This is a genomic window from Paenarthrobacter sp. 10L420 (assembly GCF_056395385.1).
This window is the reverse complement of record NZ_JBFTJK010000010.1, coordinates 56906-78610: the sequence shown is the minus strand read 5'-3', so window position 1 is coordinate 78610 and position 21705 is coordinate 56906. Positions and strand designations below refer to the sequence as shown.

General features: G+C 59.1%; 16 protein-coding genes. 9 read left to right on the top strand and 7 right to left on the bottom strand.

Annotation, left to right across the window (positions count from 1 at the left end):
• Positions 1 to 10: 10 nt before the first annotated feature.
• The 3 genes from AC1DD5_RS15530 to AC1DD5_RS15520 form a co-directional block, all read right to left on the bottom strand.
• Positions 11 to 1567 carry a DUF3502 domain-containing protein gene (locus tag AC1DD5_RS15530; protein WP_477522049.1) on the bottom strand — a complete coding sequence of 519 codons (1557 nt, stop codon included), beginning with the start codon at positions 1565 to 1567 and terminating at the stop codon, positions 11 to 13.
• Between the two features lie 105 nt (positions 1568 to 1672).
• Positions 1673 to 2659, bottom strand: a complete 987-nt coding sequence (locus tag AC1DD5_RS15525; protein ID WP_477522048.1) for a carbohydrate ABC transporter permease — start codon at positions 2657 to 2659, stop codon at positions 1673 to 1675.
• Positions 2656 to 3651, bottom strand: a complete 996-nt coding sequence (locus AC1DD5_RS15520; RefSeq protein WP_477522047.1) for an ABC transporter permease — start codon at positions 3649 to 3651, stop codon at positions 2656 to 2658. Before AC1DD5_RS15520 ends, AC1DD5_RS15525 begins: the two co-directional genes overlap by 4 nt.
• Positions 3652 to 4118: 467 nt before the next feature.
• Between AC1DD5_RS15520 and AC1DD5_RS15515 the strand changes: the two genes are divergently transcribed.
• The 3 genes from AC1DD5_RS15515 to AC1DD5_RS15505 all read left to right on the top strand — a co-directional run bounded on the left by AC1DD5_RS15515 (position 4119) and on the right by AC1DD5_RS15505 (position 8890).
• Positions 4119 to 7595 carry a putative Ig domain-containing protein gene (locus tag AC1DD5_RS15515; protein ID WP_477522046.1) on the top strand — a complete coding sequence of 1159 codons (3477 nt, stop codon included), beginning with the start codon at positions 4119 to 4121 and terminating at the stop codon, positions 7593 to 7595.
• A 130-nt stretch (positions 7596 to 7725) separates the two neighbouring features.
• On the top strand, positions 7726 to 8121 hold the full coding sequence (locus tag AC1DD5_RS15510; RefSeq protein WP_442015585.1) for a hypothetical protein: 396 nt from the start codon (positions 7726 to 7728) through the stop codon (positions 8119 to 8121).
• Positions 8122 to 8215: 94 nt separating this feature from the next.
• Positions 8216 to 8890 (top strand): DUF6766 family protein, encoded by a 675-nt coding sequence (locus AC1DD5_RS15505; protein WP_442015586.1) that lies wholly within the window; start codon positions 8216 to 8218, stop codon positions 8888 to 8890.
• Between the two features lie 28 nt (positions 8891 to 8918).
• Here AC1DD5_RS15505 and AC1DD5_RS15500 read toward each other — a convergent pair whose 3' ends face one another.
• Both AC1DD5_RS15500 and AC1DD5_RS15495 read right to left on the bottom strand, forming a co-directional pair.
• Entirely contained in the window at positions 8919 to 9536 is a 618-nt protein-coding gene (locus AC1DD5_RS15500; protein WP_477513298.1) for a TetR/AcrR family transcriptional regulator, read from the bottom strand.
• Positions 9537 to 9592: 56 nt separating this feature from the next.
• Complete coding sequence (locus AC1DD5_RS15495) at positions 9593 to 10840, bottom strand: MFS transporter (protein ID WP_477513299.1); 1248 nt, start codon at positions 10838 to 10840, stop codon at positions 9593 to 9595.
• Positions 10841 to 10989: 149 nt separating this feature from the next.
• Between AC1DD5_RS15495 and AC1DD5_RS15490 the strand changes: the two genes are divergently transcribed.
• From AC1DD5_RS15490 to AC1DD5_RS15480, 3 genes are all read left to right on the top strand, one after another.
• Positions 10990 to 12633: a DUF5597 domain-containing protein gene (locus AC1DD5_RS15490; RefSeq protein WP_477513300.1), complete on the top strand. Its 1644-nt coding sequence runs from the start codon at positions 10990 to 10992 to the stop codon at positions 12631 to 12633.
• Between the two features lie 80 nt (positions 12634 to 12713).
• Complete coding sequence (locus AC1DD5_RS15485; protein WP_477522045.1) at positions 12714 to 13607, top strand: LysR family transcriptional regulator; 894 nt, start codon at positions 12714 to 12716, stop codon at positions 13605 to 13607.
• A gap of 97 nt (positions 13608 to 13704) precedes the next feature.
• Positions 13705 to 15192, top strand: a complete 1488-nt coding sequence (locus tag AC1DD5_RS15480; protein WP_477522044.1) for an NAD-dependent succinate-semialdehyde dehydrogenase — start codon at positions 13705 to 13707, stop codon at positions 15190 to 15192.
• Positions 15193 to 15329: 137 nt separating this feature from the next.
• On the opposite strand, the gene AC1DD5_RS15475 is transcribed toward AC1DD5_RS15480, so the two are convergent.
• Positions 15330 to 15836: a MarR family winged helix-turn-helix transcriptional regulator gene (locus AC1DD5_RS15475; RefSeq protein WP_442015592.1), complete on the bottom strand. Its 507-nt coding sequence runs from the start codon at positions 15834 to 15836 to the stop codon at positions 15330 to 15332.
• 66 nt (positions 15837 to 15902) lie between these two features.
• Between AC1DD5_RS15475 and AC1DD5_RS15470 the strand changes: the two genes are divergently transcribed.
• From AC1DD5_RS15470 to AC1DD5_RS15460, 3 genes are all read left to right on the top strand, one after another.
• Positions 15903 to 16976 (top strand): LLM class flavin-dependent oxidoreductase, encoded by a 1074-nt coding sequence (locus AC1DD5_RS15470; protein WP_477522043.1) that lies wholly within the window; start codon positions 15903 to 15905, stop codon positions 16974 to 16976.
• Between the two features lie 470 nt (positions 16977 to 17446).
• On the top strand, positions 17447 to 18748 hold the full coding sequence (locus AC1DD5_RS15465) for an FG-GAP repeat domain-containing protein (protein ID WP_477522042.1): 1302 nt from the start codon (positions 17447 to 17449) through the stop codon (positions 18746 to 18748).
• Positions 18749 to 18807: 59 nt separating this feature from the next.
• The gene (locus AC1DD5_RS15460; RefSeq protein ID WP_477522041.1) at positions 18808 to 21099 is read left to right on the top strand and encodes a molybdopterin guanine dinucleotide-containing S/N-oxide reductase; all 2292 of its coding nucleotides are present in this window, start codon (positions 18808 to 18810) and stop codon (positions 21097 to 21099) included.
• Positions 21100 to 21204: 105 nt separating this feature from the next.
• On the opposite strand, the gene AC1DD5_RS15455 is transcribed toward AC1DD5_RS15460, so the two are convergent.
• Entirely contained in the window at positions 21205 to 21522 is a 318-nt protein-coding gene (locus tag AC1DD5_RS15455) for a hypothetical protein (RefSeq protein WP_477522040.1), read from the bottom strand.
• Between the last annotated feature and the right edge of the window lie 183 nt (positions 21523 to 21705).

The window sequence follows — 21705 nt, the reverse complement described above, 5'->3', positions numbered from 1 at the left end:
TCAGGCAGGGTCAGGCTTGCTTTTTGAGATGGGCGTTGGCTTGCTTTTCCATCTCTTCCTGCAATTTCGCGACACCGGCACCGTCGGCTGCTTTTTTCAGCTTGTCCAATTGATCGTCTACATCCACCACACCGTAGAAGAGTGGGTTGGCGAACTGCGTGATGACGTTGGACATCGCCGCCACCTGCTGTTTCACAGGTGTGGTGTCCGGGATGAAGGAAGCAAAGGGGTCAAGAGTGAAGTTGTCGAAGTTCTGTGCCCAATCGAAGATCTTCTCTTCCGTGGGACTGATGGACATCGATTTCCTCTCCAGGCTGGACCGCCAGGACAGCGCATAACCCGGAAACGCGTAGTCGTTCAGGGGCTTGAATTTGTTGCCGTCTGCAGGTTCCCAGTCAGTGCCTTCAATCCCATACGTGATGAGGTCATGGTTTTCCTTGATGGAGAGCCAGTCCTGAAGCTGCATGGTCCGGTCCAGATTGCCGCCCTTGGAATTGACCACGACGAGATTGTCGGCCTGGAATGTTTGGTTCGGTTTTGCGGACAAGCCACCTGTGAGGGGCATGATATTGGCCAACGCTGCCTTGGGAACGGCCTTTTGCAGGGTGCTGAGTGAGTTGCTCGCGGTGCCATCGGTCATGGCCCAGCCAGCTGCGTACTTACCGGCGATCCATTGGCTCTTCAGGGTTGCTGCATCGGTGTTCAGCGCATCGGCGTTGATGATTCCGTCGTTGTAGTACTTGCGGATCCGGTGCAGGGTATCCACGATGCCTTCGTCGTCCCAAAAGGCCTTGGGCGCTGAGGACCCCGTCTTGGCCGCGTCCTTGGCGAGCAGGAAGAACATACCCTTTCCGCTGAAGGCGCGGGCGATGGTGTCCGGGTTTTCCCATGAGGAGGCATTGAACATTCCGGTGGGAACGGGCAGTGCGTGAAGGTAGCCACTGTTGGAGGCAGCCCCGTAAGCCACCGTGCCGTCGTTTTTCTGCTTCACGGCATAGAAGAACTTCTCGAGCTGGTCAAAGTCTGCAATCGTGGAGAAGCCAACGGAGTCGGCAATGTCCTGGCGAATGACGAAGTGCTGGACGCGTGCCGCACTGTTGACCTGCGGGATCCCCCAGAGCTTCCCGTCCCAGCTGTTGGACTCCAACAGTTTCTTGGGCAGTGTTGCACTGAGGTTCTTGTACTTGGCCACCTCGTTGGTGAGGTCTGCCAGGGACCCGCTCTGCTGTAGTTGCGCCATGTTCAGCCAGAGCGCCTGCAGGGCTGAATCGAATTTCTCTCCCGCCGTGAACTTAAGCAGGGACTGCTGCTGGTAGTTGGACCAGTTAATGAACTGCGCGTCCAAGTCGAAGCCGAGATCACTTTTGAGCTTGCTGTTCACCTTTGCCAGGACGGCATTCCACGTGGCCGGAGCAGTGCTGGGCAGGACTGCCACCGAGGTGCCTGTGACGGCGCCGCCCGTGGAGGACGATCCTGATGTACCGCAGCCGGCAAGCGCTGCCGCTGCTCCAAGTCCACCGGCCAGACCAAGGAAACCGCGCCGGGAAACTGATGAGTTGGGGATCATGTGCTGCACTCCTTTGTACGCTGGCATCGTGGGCCAGACACTTTGTGGGGCTAAAGAGTTTTTGGGGCTGGAGACTGGAACGAAGATCTGGTGTTTGCGGAGCGACTAGCCTTTGGTGGCGCCAAGCGTGAGGCCTTTGACAAAGTAGCGCTGCGCGAAGGGGTATGCCAGGAGGATGGGGCCGATGGTTACGACGGTCAGGGCCAGGCGGAGCTGGTAGATAGGGGCCACTGAGCCGGATCCGGGCAGCATCGCGGCGTTGGTGACGTTGGCGATGAGGTTCTGCAGCATCAGCTGCAGGGGGTACTTCTCCGGATCCGAGATGAAGAGCATGGCTGTGAACCATTCATTCCAGTAGGACACGGCATAGAACAGGCCAATGACGGCCAGGATGGGTTTGGACAGCGGAAGTACGATCTCAAAAAAGACCCTCAGTTCGCCCGCGCCATCTACCTTTGCGGAATCAAGGATTTCTTCGGGGAGCTGGCGAAAGAAGCTGACGGCTACGAAGACAAGGAAGGGGGCCATCATGTGCGGGAGAATGACGGCGAACCAGCTGTTCTGGAGCTGCAGCACCTGCGTTACCAGCAGATACAGGGGCACCAGACCACCCGAGAAGAGCATGGGAAGGTAGGCGAAGACCGTCAGCGGCCTGCTGATCCGGGGCATCCGGCGCGCAATGACCCAGGACAACGACGCCGTGGCGCACAGCGAAAGCGCGGTGCCAACCACAGTGATGAACAACGTGGCCGCATAGCCTTGGAAGAGGGCCGTACCGCTGAAAATGGCAACGTACGCATCCAACGAGAATGGTTCGGGAAAGAAGCTGTAGCCGCTGCGGGCAAGAGTGGACTCTTCCGTCAAAGAGCCTGCCACGATCATCCACAACGGAATCAGGGCAAAGAGGCCAAAGACTGTAACACCCACATAACTGACTGCCGTGAAGGGCTCAAGCCTGGTCTTTTTGGGTCCTTTGCCATGCGAAACCGTGGTCGGTTTTGCTGCCCGGGAGAACGACCCTTTGGGTGCGCTTACGCTGGCCTCTGAAGGATTGTCATCTGCTGTCACGGCGGGCGTTGTGGAGGTGCTCACAGGATGCTGCTTTCTTTCGAGTAGCGGCGTTGGATGAGCACTGCCGCTGTAACGAGGATGAATCCGACTACGGACTGGAAGAGGCCGATCGCGGCGGTGGTACCGAAGTCACCGATGGTCCTGAGGGAACGGAAAACGTAGGTGTCGATCACGTCCGTGGTGGAGAACAGTGTGCCGTTGTCGCCGATGATGGCAAAGATGGTGCCGAAGTCTCCGTAGAAGATCCTGCCGACGCCGAGCACGATCAGGATCGCGGCCGTCGGCTTCAGAAGTGGCATCGTAATGGACAATGCCATCCGCGCCCGGGTGGCGCCGTCGAGCATTGCCGCCTCGTAAACGTCCTCGGGAATAGAAGTAATCGCTGCCAGGAAAATGACCGACATGTAGCCACCCAGCTGCCAGACTTTCACGATGGTAAGGATCCAAGGCCAGGGACCTGGTTCTGTGTACCAACTGATCTGAGGAAGGTTGAACAATCCCAGCGCGTCATTGACTGCTCCCCCGTGGCCGCCTGCGCCGGCAAGTATGACCTGAAGGATGATGCTGATCACTATCGGGGACACGAAGTAAGGAAAAAAGATCGCAGACTGCATGAACTTCTTGAACAACCGGGCGCGCAGTTCATTGAGCATGATGGCCAGGGCGAGGCCAGCTCCCAAGGTTGCCGCGAGGAAGAGAACATTGAGGACAAGAGTGTTCAGCACAATGGCGGGAGCATCACCGCTTTCGATGAAGTACTTGAAATTATCCAGTCCGCTCCACGGACTGTTGAAAATCCCTTTGCTGACATCGAAATTCTTGAAGGCAACGATTAGTCCAGCCATGGGAGCATAGGCAAAAATCAGGAACCAGGCGATTCCCGGCGCCGCCAGAAGCAGTAAGACGCCGGAACCCCGGCTGCGGTGTTTTCGTGAAAGCTTGGCGCGTGCTTTAGGAACAGAGACCGCATAATCCGCGGTGTTCTCGTTGTGGGCGGTCATGCGCTGTTGCATGGCACACTCCCTTGACTCTAGAAGGTGGGACTCACGGTGATGGGAGACGATGCCACCGTGGCATGTTTCCGTACTGGCGAAGGGTTGGAAGGGATAGCGAGGAAAACGTTATCCCCTATCCTGCGGCGTGAATCACGGGCTGTCAAGAGGCTGCCCGTAGTCGGCGTAAAGGCGACTCGGGGATCTCCGGGATGCCATCAGTGCAGCTTTAGGAAAACGATTGCCTGAATGACTCTCCCCAGCTAAGCTTGCCGACATTCGACCCGTTGCGGCAGGCTGACTGCCGCCGGAACGGTGGTGAAGACCTTTCCGATCCGCCCGATGTCCCGAGCCACACGCAATTCGGCTCGTCTGCGAATACCCCGCCTGGCCCTTTCGTGTCCTGGGCCTACCCAAAGCGGCAGGCGAAATGTCCACGCCAGAACTGCACCACATCACTCTCATTACTTATCGATCCAGGAGGACCGATGAAGCATCCTCAAACTGTAAGGCGGTGGGCCCGCGTGCTTGCGCTTGGCGCCGCCGTCGCCCTCATTGCGCCGGCCGGAGGCATCCCCGTCTTTGGCAGCGCGGCCCCGGCCATTGCGGATTCCGGGCAGGAGGTGACCATTACCGAAAGCGTGGACGCGAGCGGCTTCGTCCACCCTGGGATTGGCGTGAGCGCCGATAGCCTTCGCAACGCCCGCTCCATGGTTAAGGCGGGCACGGAACCGTGGAAGAGCTACTACGCTGCCATGGCGGAGACGTCATTTGCAGCGAGGGACTTCCGCTCCTCAAATTCCAGCAGCATCATTGACCAGCCGGGCACCACTGCCTTCAACTCCCAAGGGGTGCAGAGCAAACTCATCCGGGACGCGTTCGGGGCCTACACGCAGGCCACCCTCTACGTCATTACCGGAGATCCGGTGTACCGGGAAAACGGTATGCGGATTATCCGCACGTGGAGCAATATGGACCCCTCGAAGTACGTCTACTATCCGGATGCGCACATCCACTCCGGCGTTCCGCTGTACAGGCTTGTCGCGGCAGCCGAAATTTTCCGATCCACCAGTGTTCCGGACGGCTACACGGCCTACGACCTGGGCTGGCATGACCAGGACACGAGCAAACTCAGCAGCAATCTCATCGTGCCGATGACGGAAACTTTCCTGCACACGAACTGGCGCTACCTGAACCAACACACCTATCCCTTGGTCGGTTCCATCGCGGGATACATCTTCACTGGGAACCGTGACCGCTATTCCGAGGCTGTCGAGTGGTACACGGTCAACGCTTCCACGTCCCGTCCGGAGCAGAACGGCTCCATCGCAGCCCAGTTCCCCCTCATATCGGCCGACGATCCCCTGAACCCCTATGGCTATTCCTTCGTTCAGCACCAGGAGATGGGCCGCGACCAAGCCCACGCCTGGGACGGCATCAACACCACAGGGGCAATCGCGCGGTTCCTGACAATCCAGGGCACAAAAGTGGATCCGTCCGCCGGCACAGTCTCCAACGCTCCCAATGCCGTCTCGCCCTACAAATTCCTTGGTAACCGCCTGCTCATGGCCGCGAACGCTTTCACTGGTTACATGCTCGGCTACGACACTCCATGGATCGATACCACCGGCGGACCGGGCCGAGTCTCGGAGGCATATCGCGGTCGCATGTACAACCCCATTGATGAGCTCTACAACGTCTACAAGTACCAGCTTGGCGTGGATGTTGAACGTGAGGCGCCCTATGTCGCCGAGCTGCACGCCAAGGCGGACGGGCCAAAGTTCTTCTGGGGCGTCGGCGCCTACAACTCCTGGGAAAGTAACCCCGATTACAGCCCGGAGTTCTGGCTGTCCCTGCCGCCCTCAGTTGCCGGTCAGGCCCGGCCCGTAGCCACGGATGCCAAGGTACAGATGGAGACGCGCAGCTCGGCAACGGATGGTAAGAAGCTTAAGGTCGTGAGCGAAGACGGACGAACTTTTGTTCAGGTCAACGCGACAGGCAACGGCCGCACGATCGCGGTGCGAACCCTTATGTACGTGAGCCGAAGCGGATACAGCCCCGTGGGTGTCCAGTTCCGAACCAACGGGCCGGCGACCCTGGCCATCGGGAAGGACCCGGCAAACCGGTTATCCGTCCCTCTTCCAGATACCCACGGTCAGTGGCGTTACGTAACCTATGACGTTGACGCCGAGAAGTTAACGGGCGTGAGCCTTGGTGGCGAAAACCTGGCCTACTTCACGGTTATGAGCCCGGGGGTTGATACACAAGTCGACTTTGACTATGTGAACCTCGAGGCCAAGACGCAACTGACTGTTCCGCAGTTTCCCCAGGACACCACAACAGCGCTCATCGGCCTGGCGGGAGCAGAACTCTCACGCTCGCTCGCTGCAACAGACGCCGGTGGCGATGCACTCCAATACTCCGCCGTAGGTCTGCCGTCGGGCGCGCGGCTGGATCCCGCCACAGGCCAACTCACATGGGCCGCACCAACCACAGCAGTTGGCGTACACACGTTCCAGGTCACTGCAGATGACGGAACGTCCGTGGCCACGCGTCCGGCAAAAGTGATCATTGCAGCGAACCGGCAGGCCGCCGTCGACACCGCGTTAGCGGGTTTCGATCCGAATGCCGTTTATGAAACGCCGTCCTTTTCGGCCTTTGAAAAGGTTCGGGCCGAGGTCCGCTCCGCCATGGACGCGGCCGACGACGCCGGCTTCCTCGATCAGCTCGTTCGTCTCCAGGACGCGGTCAAGGCACTCAAACTCCTCACACCCCGGCTGGCGAGCGACGGATCCATCGACTACCGCGGACTCGTCACCACCGACCCGGCAACCGTTCAGCCCAGAAACCTGTTGGACGGAAGCTTCGACACCACCACTGGAGACCTACGCTCACCGTTCACCGTCGACTTCGGACAAGGCTTCCAGGTTTCAGCGAAATCGTTCGGCCTCCAGGCCCGGTACAACTTCGCCAATCGTTCCCAAGGCGCAAACGTCTACGGCTCCCGGGACGGACGAACATGGACCCTGTTGACCGAACGTGAAACCACCGACACAACGGCCAGTGGGTTCGCGATGGAAACCATCCCCGTGCGCGCCGATGTCGCGGGGCAGACGTTCCGCTACTTCAAAGTCCAGGTGGATCACCCGGGCGTTGCTACTGATCCCGCGTATCCCGGCATCTCGTCCTTCAGCGAGTTCCATATCCAAGGGGAACGGCACGAGATGGCAATGGCTGTTTCCTCCCTGTCCATCTCCACCTCCAACCCGGACAGGAGCCTGGCGACCAACGGTGACACGGTGACGTTCAACGCCGTCGCAAATGAGCCACTGTCCGAACTGAAGGTCGTCGTCGAGGGACAAGCTGCGATCGCCACATCTGCCGACGGGATCAACTGGACAGCCGCCGCCCAGCTGCCCAACGACGTCGGATACGGCCGTGACGTGCAGTTCACCGTGGACTATCAGACCGCCTCTGGTAAGACCGGGACAACACTCACAGCCACCACCGATAACAGCCGGCTTGCCCTGTGGAACACCGCGATACAACGGGTTCCGGTGGTTCAAGGCTGGGTGAACGCCTCCACCCGGGCATGGCCCGGAACAGGTACAACGCAAGAGAACGCCTGGAAGATGTTTGACCACAACACCGCCACGTACACGGACACCACGACGGCGAATGGCTGGGTGACGGTAAAGCCCACCGATGCGACGCGCATTACCGCCGACATCGTCCGAGTGTACCCGCGAGCCGGCTTTGTGGCCCGCGGAAATGGAACTGTTGTCCAGGGGTCCAACGATGGCGGGGCTACATGGCAGACATTCCTGACGATTACTGGAATGTCCGCAGCCGACTGGTACGCCTTCACCCTTCCCCAGCGGGTCGACTACGCCCAGGTCAGGGTGCTCGATGAACACGGTGGCAACACCAACCTCGCAGAAGTGGAGTTCCTTCACCACGAGTAGCTAAGCAGTCCCTTGGTTTACACTGAAGCCATACCAGATCATCAGGTTACTTAGTGTCGGTGGCGGGGAGGAACGCATGGGCGGATGTCGAAGCTACGGTTGGCTGGCCCAGTCTCTTAAGCTGGGCCCCATGCGCAGAATATTCCCCGCCACTGCCGCCACCCTTCTCCTTCTGACTGCAACAGGCTGCGCCGTCGACACTGCCGGTGCAACCAAAGTCGCCGAGGATTTCCATCGTGCCGTGGATGCCTCGAACTGGGCTGCTGCATGCGATTTGCTCCAGCCAACGATCCGGGAAAAGTCAGAAGAGAAGGATGGCGGCGACTGCCAGTCCCACTTGGCGTCCGTACATCTTCGAGTCCCCGGTCACGTGGTCAAAACCGAAGCCTATGGCCGGGAAGCATTGGTGGAGTTCGAGGGAGATGCGGTATTCGTCGCTGTTTCCGGCTCAACTTGGCGTGTGACTGCTGCCGGATGCACGCCGAGGGAGGAAACCCCCTATTCCTGTGAAGTAGGAGGCAGATAGCAATGCGTGTGGTCTTTACTCTCTATCTCATTCTCATCTTCGGCGGGCTTGCCTATATGGCCGCCGTTGGACTGGTTCACGGATAGGGGGCGACGTGAGAACAGCTTTGAGGAACAACGGACTGAGTCTATTTTTCGGTCTGATCTTCATCCTGGCCTTGGCGGGTCAAGCCATTACTGGACAAGCCGTCTTCAACGAAGGTCAACTCACTGCCGGCCTTGATGAAATCAGTTTCACCCAATACATCACTTCTTCCAGCTTCGCCGTTGACGTGTCAGAAAACTGGCAGTCGGAGTACCTGCAGTTTCTCCTTTACATCACAGCCACCATCTGGCTGCTTCAGAAGGGCTCGCCGGAATCAAAAGAGCTGGACAAACCCGGCCTGGAATCCGACGAAGAACAACTCGTTGGCGAGCATGCCAATGCCAAGTCCCCCGCATGGGCCAAGGCCAAAGGTTGGCGTCTCACCGTTTTCTCAAATTCACTTGCTGGAACCATGGGATTGATTTTTATCCTGTCGTGGCTGGTCCAGTCCATCGCAGGTCACATCGCCTTCAATGAAGAGCAACTGCGCAACTTCCAAGAGCCCCTTTCATGGGCCGAATACCTGGTGTCGCCTGACTTTTGGAACCGTACCCTGCAGAACTGGCAGTCGGAGTTCCTTGCGGTCGGATCCATGGTGGTCCTGTCGATTTACCTTCGCCAACGCGGATCCCCGGAGTCCAAGCCCGTCGGCTCGGCTCATGATGACACCGGAACCACTGGCTGACCAATCCGGGAATACCTTGTGATGGGCTTTACGCCATGCCGCGCAGCGCGGTCCGGATTGAGTGGCTAAAGGCGGGCATCATGTCAAAGTCTGGATCGATGAGCCACTGAAGCTGGGTCCCGTCCCAGCTGGCCACGATGGAGGCAGCGGCGAGCTCAGCATTACAGCTTGTATCGATGAGTCCTTTAGCCTGATCCTCGCGAATGTGCGCCGTGAAGGCCTGCCGGAGGTTCGCATATCGGGTTGTGAACCATCCGTGCGCAGGGTGTCCCGGCGACGATGCTTCCGCACTGAGGACGGCCAGGAGGCGGAGCAGCTGGGGATGCCCGAGGTTATATTCCGCCAGCCAAAGGATCGCCTCGAGGAGACCGTCGGCAAGTCGACGGCGTTCGAACTCGCTGGCAGCTAACTGGTCCGCGTGCTCAAGCACGGCCTCGAGGAGCAGTTCCTTGCTCGGAAAATGGTGCATCAAGCCTGTGAAGCTTAACGAAAGGGCCTTTGCGATTTCCCGGAGAGAGCCACCCGCGTAACCGCGGGTGGCGAACTCGACGGTGGCGGCTTCGATGATTTGCCGCCGGCGGGCTTCCGTTTTCGCGTAGGTGCCTCGCGTAGCTCTTCTGGGGGTTGGCGTAGCGGAAGTAGTCACGTGGCAATGCTACGCGGACCGGGGGGTCAACCAGGTGGCAGACCCCCCGTCTACCGTCATCGGACGCGGCGAATCGGAACCAGTACCACCGCTGCCAGAACCGCTAGCGCAACCGCCATCCCGAACACCAGTTGGAATCCTGCAATCGATACGACTATCCCGGCCACGATAGGGGCAATGATCTGGGGTCCAGTATTGGCAATGTTCAGGATGCCCATGTCCTTGCCTTGGTTCTCTGCGTCCGGGAGAACTTCAGCAAGCAGCGCTTGGTCAACGGCGATATACATTCCGTAGGCGAAACCACCGACAGCGAGGAACAGGTAGAAGGCACTAAGGTCGGCGGCAAAGACAAGTGGAAGTTCGGCGGCGGCAAAAACCAACGAAGCGACGATCACGATTGGTTTGCGCCGCTTGATCCTATCCGAGAGCGGGCCCGAGATCAGCGTGGCGATTCCTGAAGAGATGGCCATGATCACTCCGCCGGTCCCGATCACGCCGCCCGCCTCAGCAATATCCAGTCCGATGTAGTCCGTGAGGACGAAGAGCTGGTACAGCAAGACCATCATGAACGACAGGAGAAGGAGGAAGCGGCCGATAAGGGCGAGCAGGAAATCCCTGTCCCTTGGCGGAACGAAGCCGCGCAACAGTGCGCCAATAGACAGGGGTTCGCGTGCGACGTCGCGGTTGTCCTTCTCACGCGAAAGGAGGACAAAGATGATCATTGCCACCGCTATGAGCCACGGCAGCCAACGGAGTCCCTCCCTCGGCATCGTGATGTAAGCGCCACCAACGATCGCGCCCAGGCTCTGCGCCAGCAGCTGACCGAGTCCGATGAGGGTGGAGGCCTTTCCAAGGTTCTTGGCGCTCACTCGTTCGGGCAGCACCGCGAACAGCGGAGCAAGGACGACAGCAAGCCCGATCTGGAGAACAACCCAGAGAACGACCAGGATGGCAAACTCGCTCGTGAACGACATCATCGTGGCGGCAAGGCCGAGCACGATTCCACCGCTTGCAATCCAGGGATTTCGCCGTCCGAAACGGCTACGTGTCCGATCGGACAAGGCACCGAAAACGATGGTCGCTATCATGCTGGCGATCGAGCCGGCCGCTGCCAGCGTGGCATAGAGTGCGACCTTTTGATCGGGATCAATCTGGGCCATCAGGGCGGGGATAAGGGCGCCAGCAGCACTGAACGGTAGCATCCAGCCAGCATGCGCCAGGAAGAGAAGTGGCCCGAGACGCCCTAGTCGTGGGGCCGGCACGGCGTCCTGAGACTGGCCTGGGGCTGAGGAAGTTATTGCCATTGGGGATGCTCCTTTGCATGGGACGAAGGTCCGACAAGGAAGACGTTAGCTCAAAAACAGTGCATGCGCTACATTTTGAGAAAAGTTCCTATATCCTGCTACTCTAAAACCGTGCACTTGCCACATTTTAACCAATGGAGGTCCAAATCGTGTCAACCGAAGTACTTCTCGAAATGAAGTTGAATTCGACGCATGTTCCCACGCTCGAAAGATCAACTGGACGGGCACGACTCATCGTCGATGGCTCGCCCATTCTGGTCCGAGGCGTCGAACTGCATAACTCGTCCAGTTCGTCCCCTGAAGCGTTCCGGAATGGACTGGAGTCAGCCCTCACGGTTGGCGCGAATACAGTCCTGGCACCGGTGTCGTGGGAGACCGTCGAGCCCACTGAAGGCACCTTTGAACTGGCCCAAGTTACACACTTGATTGAGTCGGCCCGCAGTGTTGGATTGCGTTTGATCATCCTCTGGTTCGGGGCTTGGAAGAATGGGGCCTCCACCTATGCTCCTGCCTGGGTAAAGAGGGACTGGACGCGCTTTACGCGATGCGTTCTGGAGGATGGGCGTCTCACTGACACCCTTTCTCCCTTCACAGAGGAGCCATTGGATGCCACGGCGTTTGCCGCACTGATGCGGCATATCGAGATGATCGACGGCGAGCAGAGAACCGTCCTCATGGTGCAGGTGGAGAACGAGGTCGGCCTTCTTGGAGCTTCGCGGGATCATTCCCATCCAGCCAATGCTGCATTCGCCAAACCAGTACCACAGCCTGTAGTTGATGCCCTGGCGAGCCGGCCACAAGAAGCACTGGGCGCCAATATCGCCATGTGGCCGGAACTACTCCCCTCCCCAGACCGCTCTGACGAGGCGTTCATGGCGTACGGAATCGCAACCCACATCGAACGGGTGGCACATGCCGGCCGGCAGCACTCGGCACTTCCCCTATTTGTGAACGCGTGGTTGGACAGCGATATCGACGTCGACCTTCCGGGTTTCGCTGTTGCTGGAGGACAGCGCCCCGGCATCTATCCAAGTGGTGGGCCGCTCCCCCACGTCGCCGACATCTGGAAGGCGTGCGCACCCTCCATCGATCTGCTGGCACCCGATCTCTATTTCGGGGACAGCCGGACAATCTTCGGCAACTTCCTTGATGCGTCCAAGGGATTGTTCATCCCGGAAATGCGGCGCGACGTTACGGGAGTCGGGCACATCTTTGAAGCGATCGGCGAATTCGGCGCCCTCGGCGTTTCGCCATTCGGCGTTGATTCCGGCAGTGCCGAGGACCTCCAAGCACTGGCTGACGCCTACGATCTCCTCGCCCGCGCCGATCCTCTTCTTAGCGACACCGCGTACTCCACTGGCCAACATCGCGGGTTCTTCCTCACAGATCAGCAGCCGCAGATCGACCTCGTCTTTTCGACTGTTCGAATGACCGTAACGCGGATGACTCCCATCGGAACCGACCCTATCGGCACATGCGCTTATGGGATCATCCGCCAGCTGGGATCCGATGAGTTCGCGGCGATCGGCCGCGGATTCAAAATAGCTTTCACCGCGATCGACGGAGAATCGAACATCGGCATGGAATCCGTGCAGGAAATATCCGGGGTGGCTGATGCCCGATCCGGACGTTTACTTAACGGGGATGAGACAGCAGGCGGCACTACCTGGATCCATCCACACAACGAACCAATGTCCACCGCGGTGTTCCCGATTCCCATGGGGCACATGCACACCGGCATCTCGATCTGCCGCATCTACCCGTATCCTCGGATGTCGCCCCAACTGGTTTGATTGGAGGGAAGCACACCCAGTCACGCCGCTGGGACTGCGCGCCGTTGAACTCATCCGACAGCAATCAGGCAGGTACCAGCATGCTCGACCTCCATCGCCTCACCCTCCTCAGGGAAGTCAAGCTGCACGGCAGCATGAGTGCCGCCGCCCGCGAACTTTCCTACAGCCACTCCGCCATCTCGCAGCAGCTCGGCTTGTTGGAAAAGGAAACGGGCGTGGTCCTTCTCGAAAGGGTGGGGCGAAACGTCCGCCTCACCCCGGCAGGCGAGGAACTAGTGCACAACACGGAGGCAATATTGGCCGCGATGGAACGCGCTGAGGCTGATCTTGCGACCTCCCATGAGCGGCCTCAAGGGATTGTGACCATAGCGGCATTCAGCACCATCAGCCGGAGCGTGATGCCTTTTGCGTTGGCGGAGTTGGCCCGAAATTATCCCGGACTCGACGTCAGGTTGCGACGCGAGGATCCCGAGCAGGCAGTCGTCCAGTTGGTCTCGCGGCAGGTCGATGCCGTGGTCAGCGATGCGTTTCCTGGAACAACAGTGGCGCCGCCCGGAGGAGTGCACACCACCGTGATCGGCCAGGACCCCATCCGCGGCTATCTTCCCCATGGCCTGGAGTTCGCTGACTTTGACGATCTAAAGGAGCTACGTTGGGCAGCAGAGCCGCCGCATACGGCCTCGTCACGATGGGCAATGCGCGTATGCCGTGAACTAGGCATTGAACCCGTGATTGCCTACGTGTCTTCGGATCTCCTTTTCCACTTCCGCATGGTTGAACAAGGCCTCGCCGCGGCCTTCCTACCTGACATGGTGGTGCGTGAAGCCGGCAGTGTTATGACACCCAGTTCCTGGCTGCCGGCAGATCAATCACGAAGCATCCAGTTCCTCGTTCGGTCAGGGTCCGAGCGCAGCGCTTCCCTTGTCGCCGTCAGGGAAGCGATAACCCAAGTGCTGCACGCCACCGACATGTAAGGAGCGCTTACATATACGCGTCAAAAAGGTTCGCTTTTATTTACTTTTCGTCGTAGATACATTGGCTTCAGGCAGGCCACTACTAAAGAGAGAACCGATGAGCCTCATATCCGACGTCACTACTCCCCTGATTGCGGCAGACCCCGTCAACCTCCAACACGCGGATGCCGTCATTCAATCCATCAGGCTTCCCAGCTCGGGCATCGCAGTCTACGATCCTGCGACAGGTGAGACCATAGCCCATGTCCCCGACGCTGATGTTGAGGCCGCACTGGAGGCTGTTGCGAAGGCCGACAACGCTGGAGCGGTGTGGTCCAAGAGCACCCTGCGCCAGCGCGCCAACGTCCTGCACGCCTGGTACGACAAGCTCGTGGCCCACACTGAGGATCTCGCTCACCTGATTTCGCGCGAAATGGGCAAGCCGCTGGCAGAGGCACGCGGCGAGGTCAAATACGGCACCGACTTCGTTCGCTGGTACGCCGAGGAAGCTGTGCGTCCCGCAGGAAACTTCCGCGAAACGCCGGATGGTGGTGCGAGCCTCCTGACACGCCGCTCCCCCGTCGGACTGGCGGTACTGATCACGCCATGGAATTTCCCGTTAGCGATGGCAACCCGAAAAATCGCACCCGCCCTGGCTGCAGGATGCCCCGTAGTCATCAAGCCTGCGACCCTCACTCCGCTCACGACGTACTTTGCTGTTCAACTCGCCATCGAAGCGGGGGTGCCTGATGAACTGATCCAGGTCATCACGACCTCAAAATCAGGCGCGTTCAGCGAAGCCGTCCTGCTCGATCCCAGAGTCAGGAAGGTATCCTTCACGGGATCGACGCCGGTGGGCCGTCAGCTCCTGAAGCTCGCCTCCCAGAATGTTCTCCGAAGCTCAATGGAGCTTGGCGGCAACGCTCCGCTCATCGTCTTCAACGACGCCGATCTGCAGCGGGCAGTGGATGGAACGTTTGCCGCAAAACTCCGCAACGGCGGCCAGTCCTGTATTGGAGCCAACCGAATCTACGTGCAGGACGGAATAGCGGATGACTTTGTAGCAGCGCTCACCGAACGCTTCGGCCAGGTCAGTGTGGGAAGCGGTCTCGGACAGCAGACGGGACTCGGCGCACTCATCGATGACCGTGCAGTCGCTCAAATGCAGGCCTACACCGAGAACGCCGTTGCCCTGGGCGCCACACTGCTCACCGGCGGCCACGGATACGATTCCGTAGGCAACTTCTTCGCCCCGACCGTCCTGGACGGCGTTACGGAAGATTCCGACGTCGCCCAGTCCGAGATTTTCGGACCCATCGCAGCGATACAGCGCTTCAGCTCCGAGGCCGAAGTAATCGACCGCGCCAACGCCACAGAATTCGGACTCGCCGGCTACGTCTTCACCGAGAACCTGGACCGCGCCCTTAATGTCGCCGACAGTCTCCAGACAGGGATCGTCGGCATCAACCAAGGCGTCCCATCCAACGCAGGCGCCCCCTTCGGAGGCGTCAAGCAGTCAGGTCTCGGACGCGAAGGAAGCGCCGAGGGCCTCGAAGAGTACGAGAACATCCGCTTCTACAACGTGGCGCGACGCGCCACCGCATAACGCGAGCCCGCTCCTATCTACATACCCCGTTGAGACCGGCGCCTGTTGGCGTCGGTCTCAACGTTTTTCGATAGATCGCCTTGAATCAGGTGGAAATGCACGACGCCGGCAGGTGCCTCCCGTGGCTAACTCTGAGGTTAGGCCTCAGGGGTTCCGGGAGCGTAGACGTCCAGGACATCTTCCAGATGTCGGCGCAGTCGCTTGACGATTTCGGCAAGGGTGTCCAGCTCTTCGGTGCTGAGCGCGTCTATGAACAGCTCGCGTACGAGCCGAAGATGTGGCGCAGACGACGCGCGGAAAGTGCGTGCGCCGTCGTCGGTCAGTTCCACCACGGCGCCGCGACTGTCGTTACTGGACTTTTTCCTGCAGATGAGCCCCCGACTCTCCATGCGCCCCAAATGATGGGAGAGCCTGCTCCGCTCCCACCCAATTCCTTCAGCCAGGGCGGAGGACCTGAGGCGATGCCCCTCCGCTTCGCTCAGCCTCAGGAGCACCGAGTAATCCCCCGGTGATACGCCGGAGGTGGCCTGGAGCCCTGCTGCCATCGCCTGCTTGACTTCCTCACTTGTCTCCACGTACTCACGCCAAATAGCAAGCTCATCGGCAGTTGGACTCCGCCTGACGCCGTTGCTGCTTTGCTTCATCACAATTTTTCCCCTCGCTTGACATGTCAACAATACCGGGTGATGATTGACGCGTCAATTAAGTAATTGACGTATCAATTAGTGAAGGGCCGTGAGCACGTGATCTTTGGTTTGGATACTTTCGGTGATATCCCCCTGGACGATGCAGGCATACAAGTGAGCCACGCCCGGGCCATCCGGCAATTGGTGGATGAAGTCGTGATCGCTGATCAGCTCGGCGTTGATGTCTTCACCGTTGGCGAGCACCACCGCCCGGAATATTCGGTGTCGTCCCCGGAAACTGTGCTGGCCGGGATGGCGACTGTTACCTCCCGTATCCGGCTTGGATCCGGCGTTACGGTGCTCAGCTCGGACGATCCGGTGAGGGTCTTCCAGCGGTTTGCGACCGTTGATGCACTTTCCAATGGTCGTGCCGAGGTCATCTTGGGCAGAGGCTCCTTCACGGAGTCGTTCCCGCTTTTCGGCTATGACCTAAAGGACTACGACAAACTCTTTGAGGAAAAGATTGAGCTCTTCGCACAACTCCTGAAAGAGAAACCCGTCACATGGAACGGCTCCACGCGCACGCCGCTGGTTGACGCGGATGTCTATCCGAAGACCGAACACGGGCTCAAGACCTGGGTCGGCGTCGGAGGCACACCCGCGTCCGTGGTCCGGACAGCAAAGTATAGCTTCCCTTTGATGCTCGCCATCATTGGAGGTCAGCCTGAGCGGTTCACGCCCTTCATTGAGCTTTATAAGCGGGCTTCCGCAGAATTCGGCACCACAGCATGGCCTGTAGGAATGCACTCCCCCGGGTTCATAGCCGACACCGACAACGAAGCCAAAGAGATCTTCTGGCCCCACTACAAAATAGTCCGTGATCGGATCGGAGCACTCCGCGGCTGGCCCCCCGTCCGCCGCTCAGACTTTGAAGCGGAAATCGAGCACGGCTCCATGTACATCGGATCCCCGGAGACGGTGGCCAAGAAGATCGCCCGGGCAGTCGCCGCAATGGAGATTGGCCGGTTCGACCTCATCTTCACCTCCGGAGCCCAGCCGATCAGCCACCGGCTCAAAGCAGTAGAACTCTACGGCAGCAGGGTAGTTCCCATGGTCCGCGAAATCCTTGCGGATAGTGACCACCCGGCCGGTTCGTAGTCACACCTTCCTCAAGAAGCCCATGGTCGACGCGGCGAAAAGCCAAAGGTCATCGTTAACCTGGCCCTGGCCATTCTTGCCGCTGGCGTAGCGATCTCCCGCTTCGGACCTTTCGGCTTCTAATGTTGTCTTGGCCTGGCTAAGGGCCGGACATCTGCATTGGCTGCAGTTGTCCGGTCCAGGCCGACGGAACCCTTGGGCACCAACCGCCAAGCGTTGGGGGGTCATTGGCAGTTATTTGGGTTCCGCTGCACTTAGTAAAGACCAACATGCAAACTTGGTGCACGAGTAGTCAGTACTCGTCTTTCGTCCCTATTCGCGGCCGCGCTACCTGTTACGCTCCCGCCACCTTCCAACATCACATTCGCGGCACGTTAATCCTGCCGTCCCGGAACGTCTGCCGATAGGTTGATACCCGAGGGCCTGCGTGGGTCCGCAACAGCCATGACCCTTACCAGGAATGGGCCTAAATGATCTCCTCATCACTGAGCAAACGAGTTCTTGCCGCTATGCAGGCGCTGTCGTTGACGGGCCCCGGCGTCATCGCTGCCCTGCTTGTGACCACTGTGGCTGCTGGCGGCGCTGCGCCTGCAGCGGCCGCAGATACCCGCCCCCTCCACCACATTGATATGGATGGAATCGTCTCCCTGATCGGAATGCCGTACGTAGGGTCAGAGCTTCGAATGGGTGCTCCAGCAGAATTCTCGGGCTGCGACAAGACTGAAGCAGCGCCTGCTGGCTACACGATCGAATGGCTCAGTAATGGAACCCCTCTTCCTCCAGAACGTCAGGTGGAACCGCTCAAAATTCTGCCTGAGGACCGCGGGAACCGACTGTCCTTCAACGTCTACGCCACGACTCCGGAAAAGCCACAATGCGGCGACTCCCTGCGGGGCGATGAAAACACCCTGCTGCACAGTAAGGAGACCGCACCAATTGCGGCCTCCAACCGGGCAACGGGTTGGACCGGGCGGGGCAACTTCGAGCTGCTGGGCCGTACTGACGACGGGGACCTGGTCCTCTATCCACGCACGTATACCTATGGTTTAGGAGCCTGCGACGCGGGACTGTGCCCCAGCTACGAGACAGCCCACTGGGATGAGCCGAGGCTTGTTGGCACCGGATGGGACATCTTCAACATCGTGTTCTCACCCGGCGATTTCGACGGCGACGGCAATAACGACATCCTCGCCCGGGACGCGAAGGGAGACCTCTACCTGTACCCGGGTGATGGCCACGGAGGCTGGCTGGACAGAACCGTCGTCGGCACGGGCTGGAACATATTCGACACGATCGTGGGCGCCGGCGATTTCGACGGAGACTCCATCAACGACGTGCTCGCCCGCGACGCCAAAGGCGACCTCCACCTGTACCCCGGCGATGGCGACGGCGGCTGGAAACAACCACAGGTTGTGGGCACCGGCTGGCAGGTCTTTGACAAGATCATTGCCCCGGGCGATTTAAGCGGAGACGGTGATGTCGACGTCCTCGGACGTGATGCCGCAGGCTACATGCACGAATACCGCTCCAATGGCCAAGGAGGTTGGGAAGGCGCAGGGACCTGGGGCCCTGGCTGGGACGCGATGTCCGAGATCATCGGCGTCGGCAGCTATACACACAACCTGGGCGAGGCTATACATTGGGGGCACACCGTGACCCGAAACGACACTATCGCCATCAACCCGGACGGCGACCTGCTCAAGTACAGCGGGTTCGTTCCCGCCAACGAAACCATTGGCACCGGGTGGGACATTTTTCGATCACTCATCTGACCGTGACCTTCCGACACTGGCCAACGGTCATCCGAAGAGCATCCAAGGGAGACTGACGCATGCGCACGCATTTGACGCACTGGGGAGCCTTCGAAGCCGAAAGTGACGGGAAATCTTTGCTGTCTGTCAGACCTTGGTCCCAAGACCCCGACCCCCGTGACCTCTTGGACAACATGGCGTCCGCACAACACCACCCGACTCGTATACTGCGCCCTGCCATTCGTGCTGGCTGGCTGGAACATGGACCCGGAAGCGGGTCTGGTCGGGGAAATGAACCCTTTGTTGAAGTTTCCTGGGATCGTGCAGTTGAGTTGGCCAGCGCAGAACTCGGGCGGGTCTACTCCGAAAAAGGCCCTTCCGCTGTGTATGGATGTTCATATGGCTGGGCCAGCGCCGGCAGGTTTCACCACGCGCAAAGTCAGATCCACCGATTCTTGAACGGGTTGGGGGGCTATGTTTCCGGCGTAACAGACTACAGCTACGGCGCCTCTGGTGTGCTTCTGCCGCACGTCATCGGTGCTTCGCCCAACCAGGTCATGGCTGGCGCAACCTCATGGGAAGTAGTAAGTGAGAAGACAGAGCTCTTCGTTGCCTTCGGGGGAATTTCCGAGAAGAACAGCGGAATTGCTCCTGGCGGAGTCGGACGCCATGTTGCAAGGGCCGCAATCCGGAAAGCAGTAGCTCGGGGCTGCCGCTTCATTGACGTGACGCCGATAAGCGACGACACGTACAAGGAAGCCGGTGCCGAGTGGATCGCGCCGATACCTGGAAGCGACGCCGCCCTGATGCTGGCCCTTGCGTATGTACTGGACAATGAAAAACTCGCCGACGAGAAGTTCCTCGCCCGGTATTGTGTCGGTCTTGATGAATTCCTGCCCTACATTCGGGGGGATGTTGACGGTGAACCAAAAAATCCGAGCTGGGCTGAAAAACTGACGAGGGTTCCGGCGATTCGAATTACCCAACTCGCACGTGACATGGCTGCATCACGAACCATGATCAATCTGAGTTGGTCCATGCAGCGGCAACAGCACAGTGAGCAGCCAATATGGCTCGGGGTGACCCTCGCCGCGATGCTTGGACAGATCGGGTTGCCTGGCGGAGGGTTCCAGCACGGTTACGGTTCCTCCGCAGATGTAGGACTACCTTTGGGTGTCTCCAGTGCGCCTTCATTTCCCCAAGGCGGCAATCCCGAGACTTCATATATACCTGTGGCCCGGATAGCCGACATGCTGCTCAATCCAGGAAGCCAGATAGATTTCAATGGCAAGCAAATCACCCTGCCAGAGATCGAGTTGATTTACTGGGCCGGCGGTAACCCGTTCCATCATCATCAGGACTTGGCACGATTCCGGAAGGCATGGGCCCAGCCAGCTACTGTCATCGTGAATGAACAGTTCTGGACCAGTACAGCACGCCATGCCGACATCGTGCTTCCAGCAACCATGTCGATCGAGCGAAACGACTATGGAGCGGGCCGAAATGACCCTTCGTTTTTCCCGATGCATGCACTGACTGAACCTGCCGGCATCGCCCGCGATGACTATGATATTTTCGCCGCAATAGCAGCAAAGCTTGGAACAGTTGACGCGTTCACGGAGAAACGCGACACGATGGGTTGGCTCCGCCACCTGTACGGACAATGGAGTAGCAAGCTCAGCGAACGAGGCGTCGAAGTCGTTGATTTCGACACATTCTGGGAATCAGAAAAGATCGAGATCCCCGTCATTGAACCTAGCCAGGTTTTGCTCTCGGACTACCGTCGGCATCCCGGGAAGTACCCGCTCGGAACACCGAGTGGAAAGATCGAAATATTCTCCTCGACAATTGCCGGTTTTGGCTATGCCGATTGCCCGGGCCACCCCGTGTGGATCGAACCTGACGAATGGCTTGGCTCGTCAAGCGACTATCCCCTGCACCTCGTTGCCAACCAGCCAAAGACAAAACTTCACAGCCAACTCGATGTAGGGGCCACAAGCCAGAAATCCAAGATCCAGGGGCGAGAACCCATACGAATGAACCCGGATGACGCGGCAGCTCGCGGCCTTGAAAACGGACAGGTTGTTCTCGTGCGGAATGGTCGGGGAAGTTGTTTAGCGGGTTTGACTATCAGTCCTTCTCTGCGGCGGGGTGTTGTTCAGCTTTCGGCCGGAGCTTGGTACGATCCGGCACCGAATGACCCCTCCTTTTGCAGGCATGGGAATGCCAATGTCCTGACAGCAGACAGGCCGTCCTCAAGCCTGTCACAGGCCACGACGGCGCAACACGCGCTCGTCGAGGTGGAAGCCTGGTCGGCCGAAATCCCTGACCTTGTGGTGACAATACCGCCCGTTTTGATCCGCGAGCGTTAGCATCTTCATCTAGAAGAAGCATTCCATGGCCAGGAAAGCTGGGCCAGGAACGGCAACGCCGAAGACCCTTGGGTCTCCGGCGGCTGCCCTTCGAACATTCAGTGGCTAGTTTTGCGTAATCGTTACAGGCACACCGGTGCCAGCGGCCTCGCAAATGGTCCGCTCTCGTCCGGAGGCGTCAACTGCGGTAGCCTCACCAAGGACTGCCGCCGCTACCGGGCCAACGTTGACACCACAGATGTTGGCCGCAATTCCAACCACTGCTGCCACATTGACGTCGTTGAGGACTTCCACGTCCACATCCCCGATGTTGACGTTAACCAAGCCGTCTTGGAACGTGGTGTTCCTGGCTGCTTGGGATGGGACAGCTACAGCTCCAATGAGAAAAAGCGATCCGACTGCTGCTGTGGTGATTCTGCGCATGATGGACATTTTTGTACTCCCTGGACTCGTCCGTTCTTTCCCCAAGTCATCCCCAGAAGCTGGAATACCCACAGGTATGCCAACAGTGTCACGTGGAAAGACGGACATCGTGGTTTTCTTAGGTTCCGCCGGTTGCGGTAGAGAGGAGCGGGGGCCGGCTTGTCGGACTGCATCGCCCGACAT

Coding starts and splice junctions, on each gene's coding strand:
- AC1DD5_RS15485 (WP_477522045.1), top strand. CDS start 12,714: ATGCTCGACCTCCATCGCCTCACCCTCCTCAGGGAAGTCAAGCTGCAC.
- AC1DD5_RS15455 (WP_477522040.1), bottom strand. CDS start 21,522: ATGCGCAGAATCACCACAGCAGCAGTCGGATCGCTTTTTCTCATTGGA.
- AC1DD5_RS15475 (WP_442015592.1), bottom strand. CDS start 15,836: ATGAAGCAAAGCAGCAACGGCGTCAGGCGGAGTCCAACTGCCGATGAG.
- AC1DD5_RS15520 (WP_477522047.1), bottom strand. CDS start 3,651: ATGCAACAGCGCATGACCGCCCACAACGAGAACACCGCGGATTATGCG.
- AC1DD5_RS15465 (WP_477522042.1), top strand. CDS start 17,447: ATGATCTCCTCATCACTGAGCAAACGAGTTCTTGCCGCTATGCAGGCG.
- AC1DD5_RS15530 (WP_477522049.1), bottom strand. CDS start 1,567: ATGATCCCCAACTCATCAGTTTCCCGGCGCGGTTTCCTTGGTCTGGCC.
- AC1DD5_RS15510 (WP_442015585.1), top strand. CDS start 7,726: ATGCGCAGAATATTCCCCGCCACTGCCGCCACCCTTCTCCTTCTGACT.
- AC1DD5_RS15460 (WP_477522041.1), top strand. CDS start 18,808: ATGCGCACGCATTTGACGCACTGGGGAGCCTTCGAAGCCGAAAGTGAC.
- AC1DD5_RS15495 (WP_477513299.1), bottom strand. CDS start 10,840: ATGGCAATAACTTCCTCAGCCCCAGGCCAGTCTCAGGACGCCGTGCCG.
- AC1DD5_RS15515 (WP_477522046.1), top strand. CDS start 4,119: ATGAAGCATCCTCAAACTGTAAGGCGGTGGGCCCGCGTGCTTGCGCTT.
- AC1DD5_RS15480 (WP_477522044.1), top strand. CDS start 13,705: ATGAGCCTCATATCCGACGTCACTACTCCCCTGATTGCGGCAGACCCC.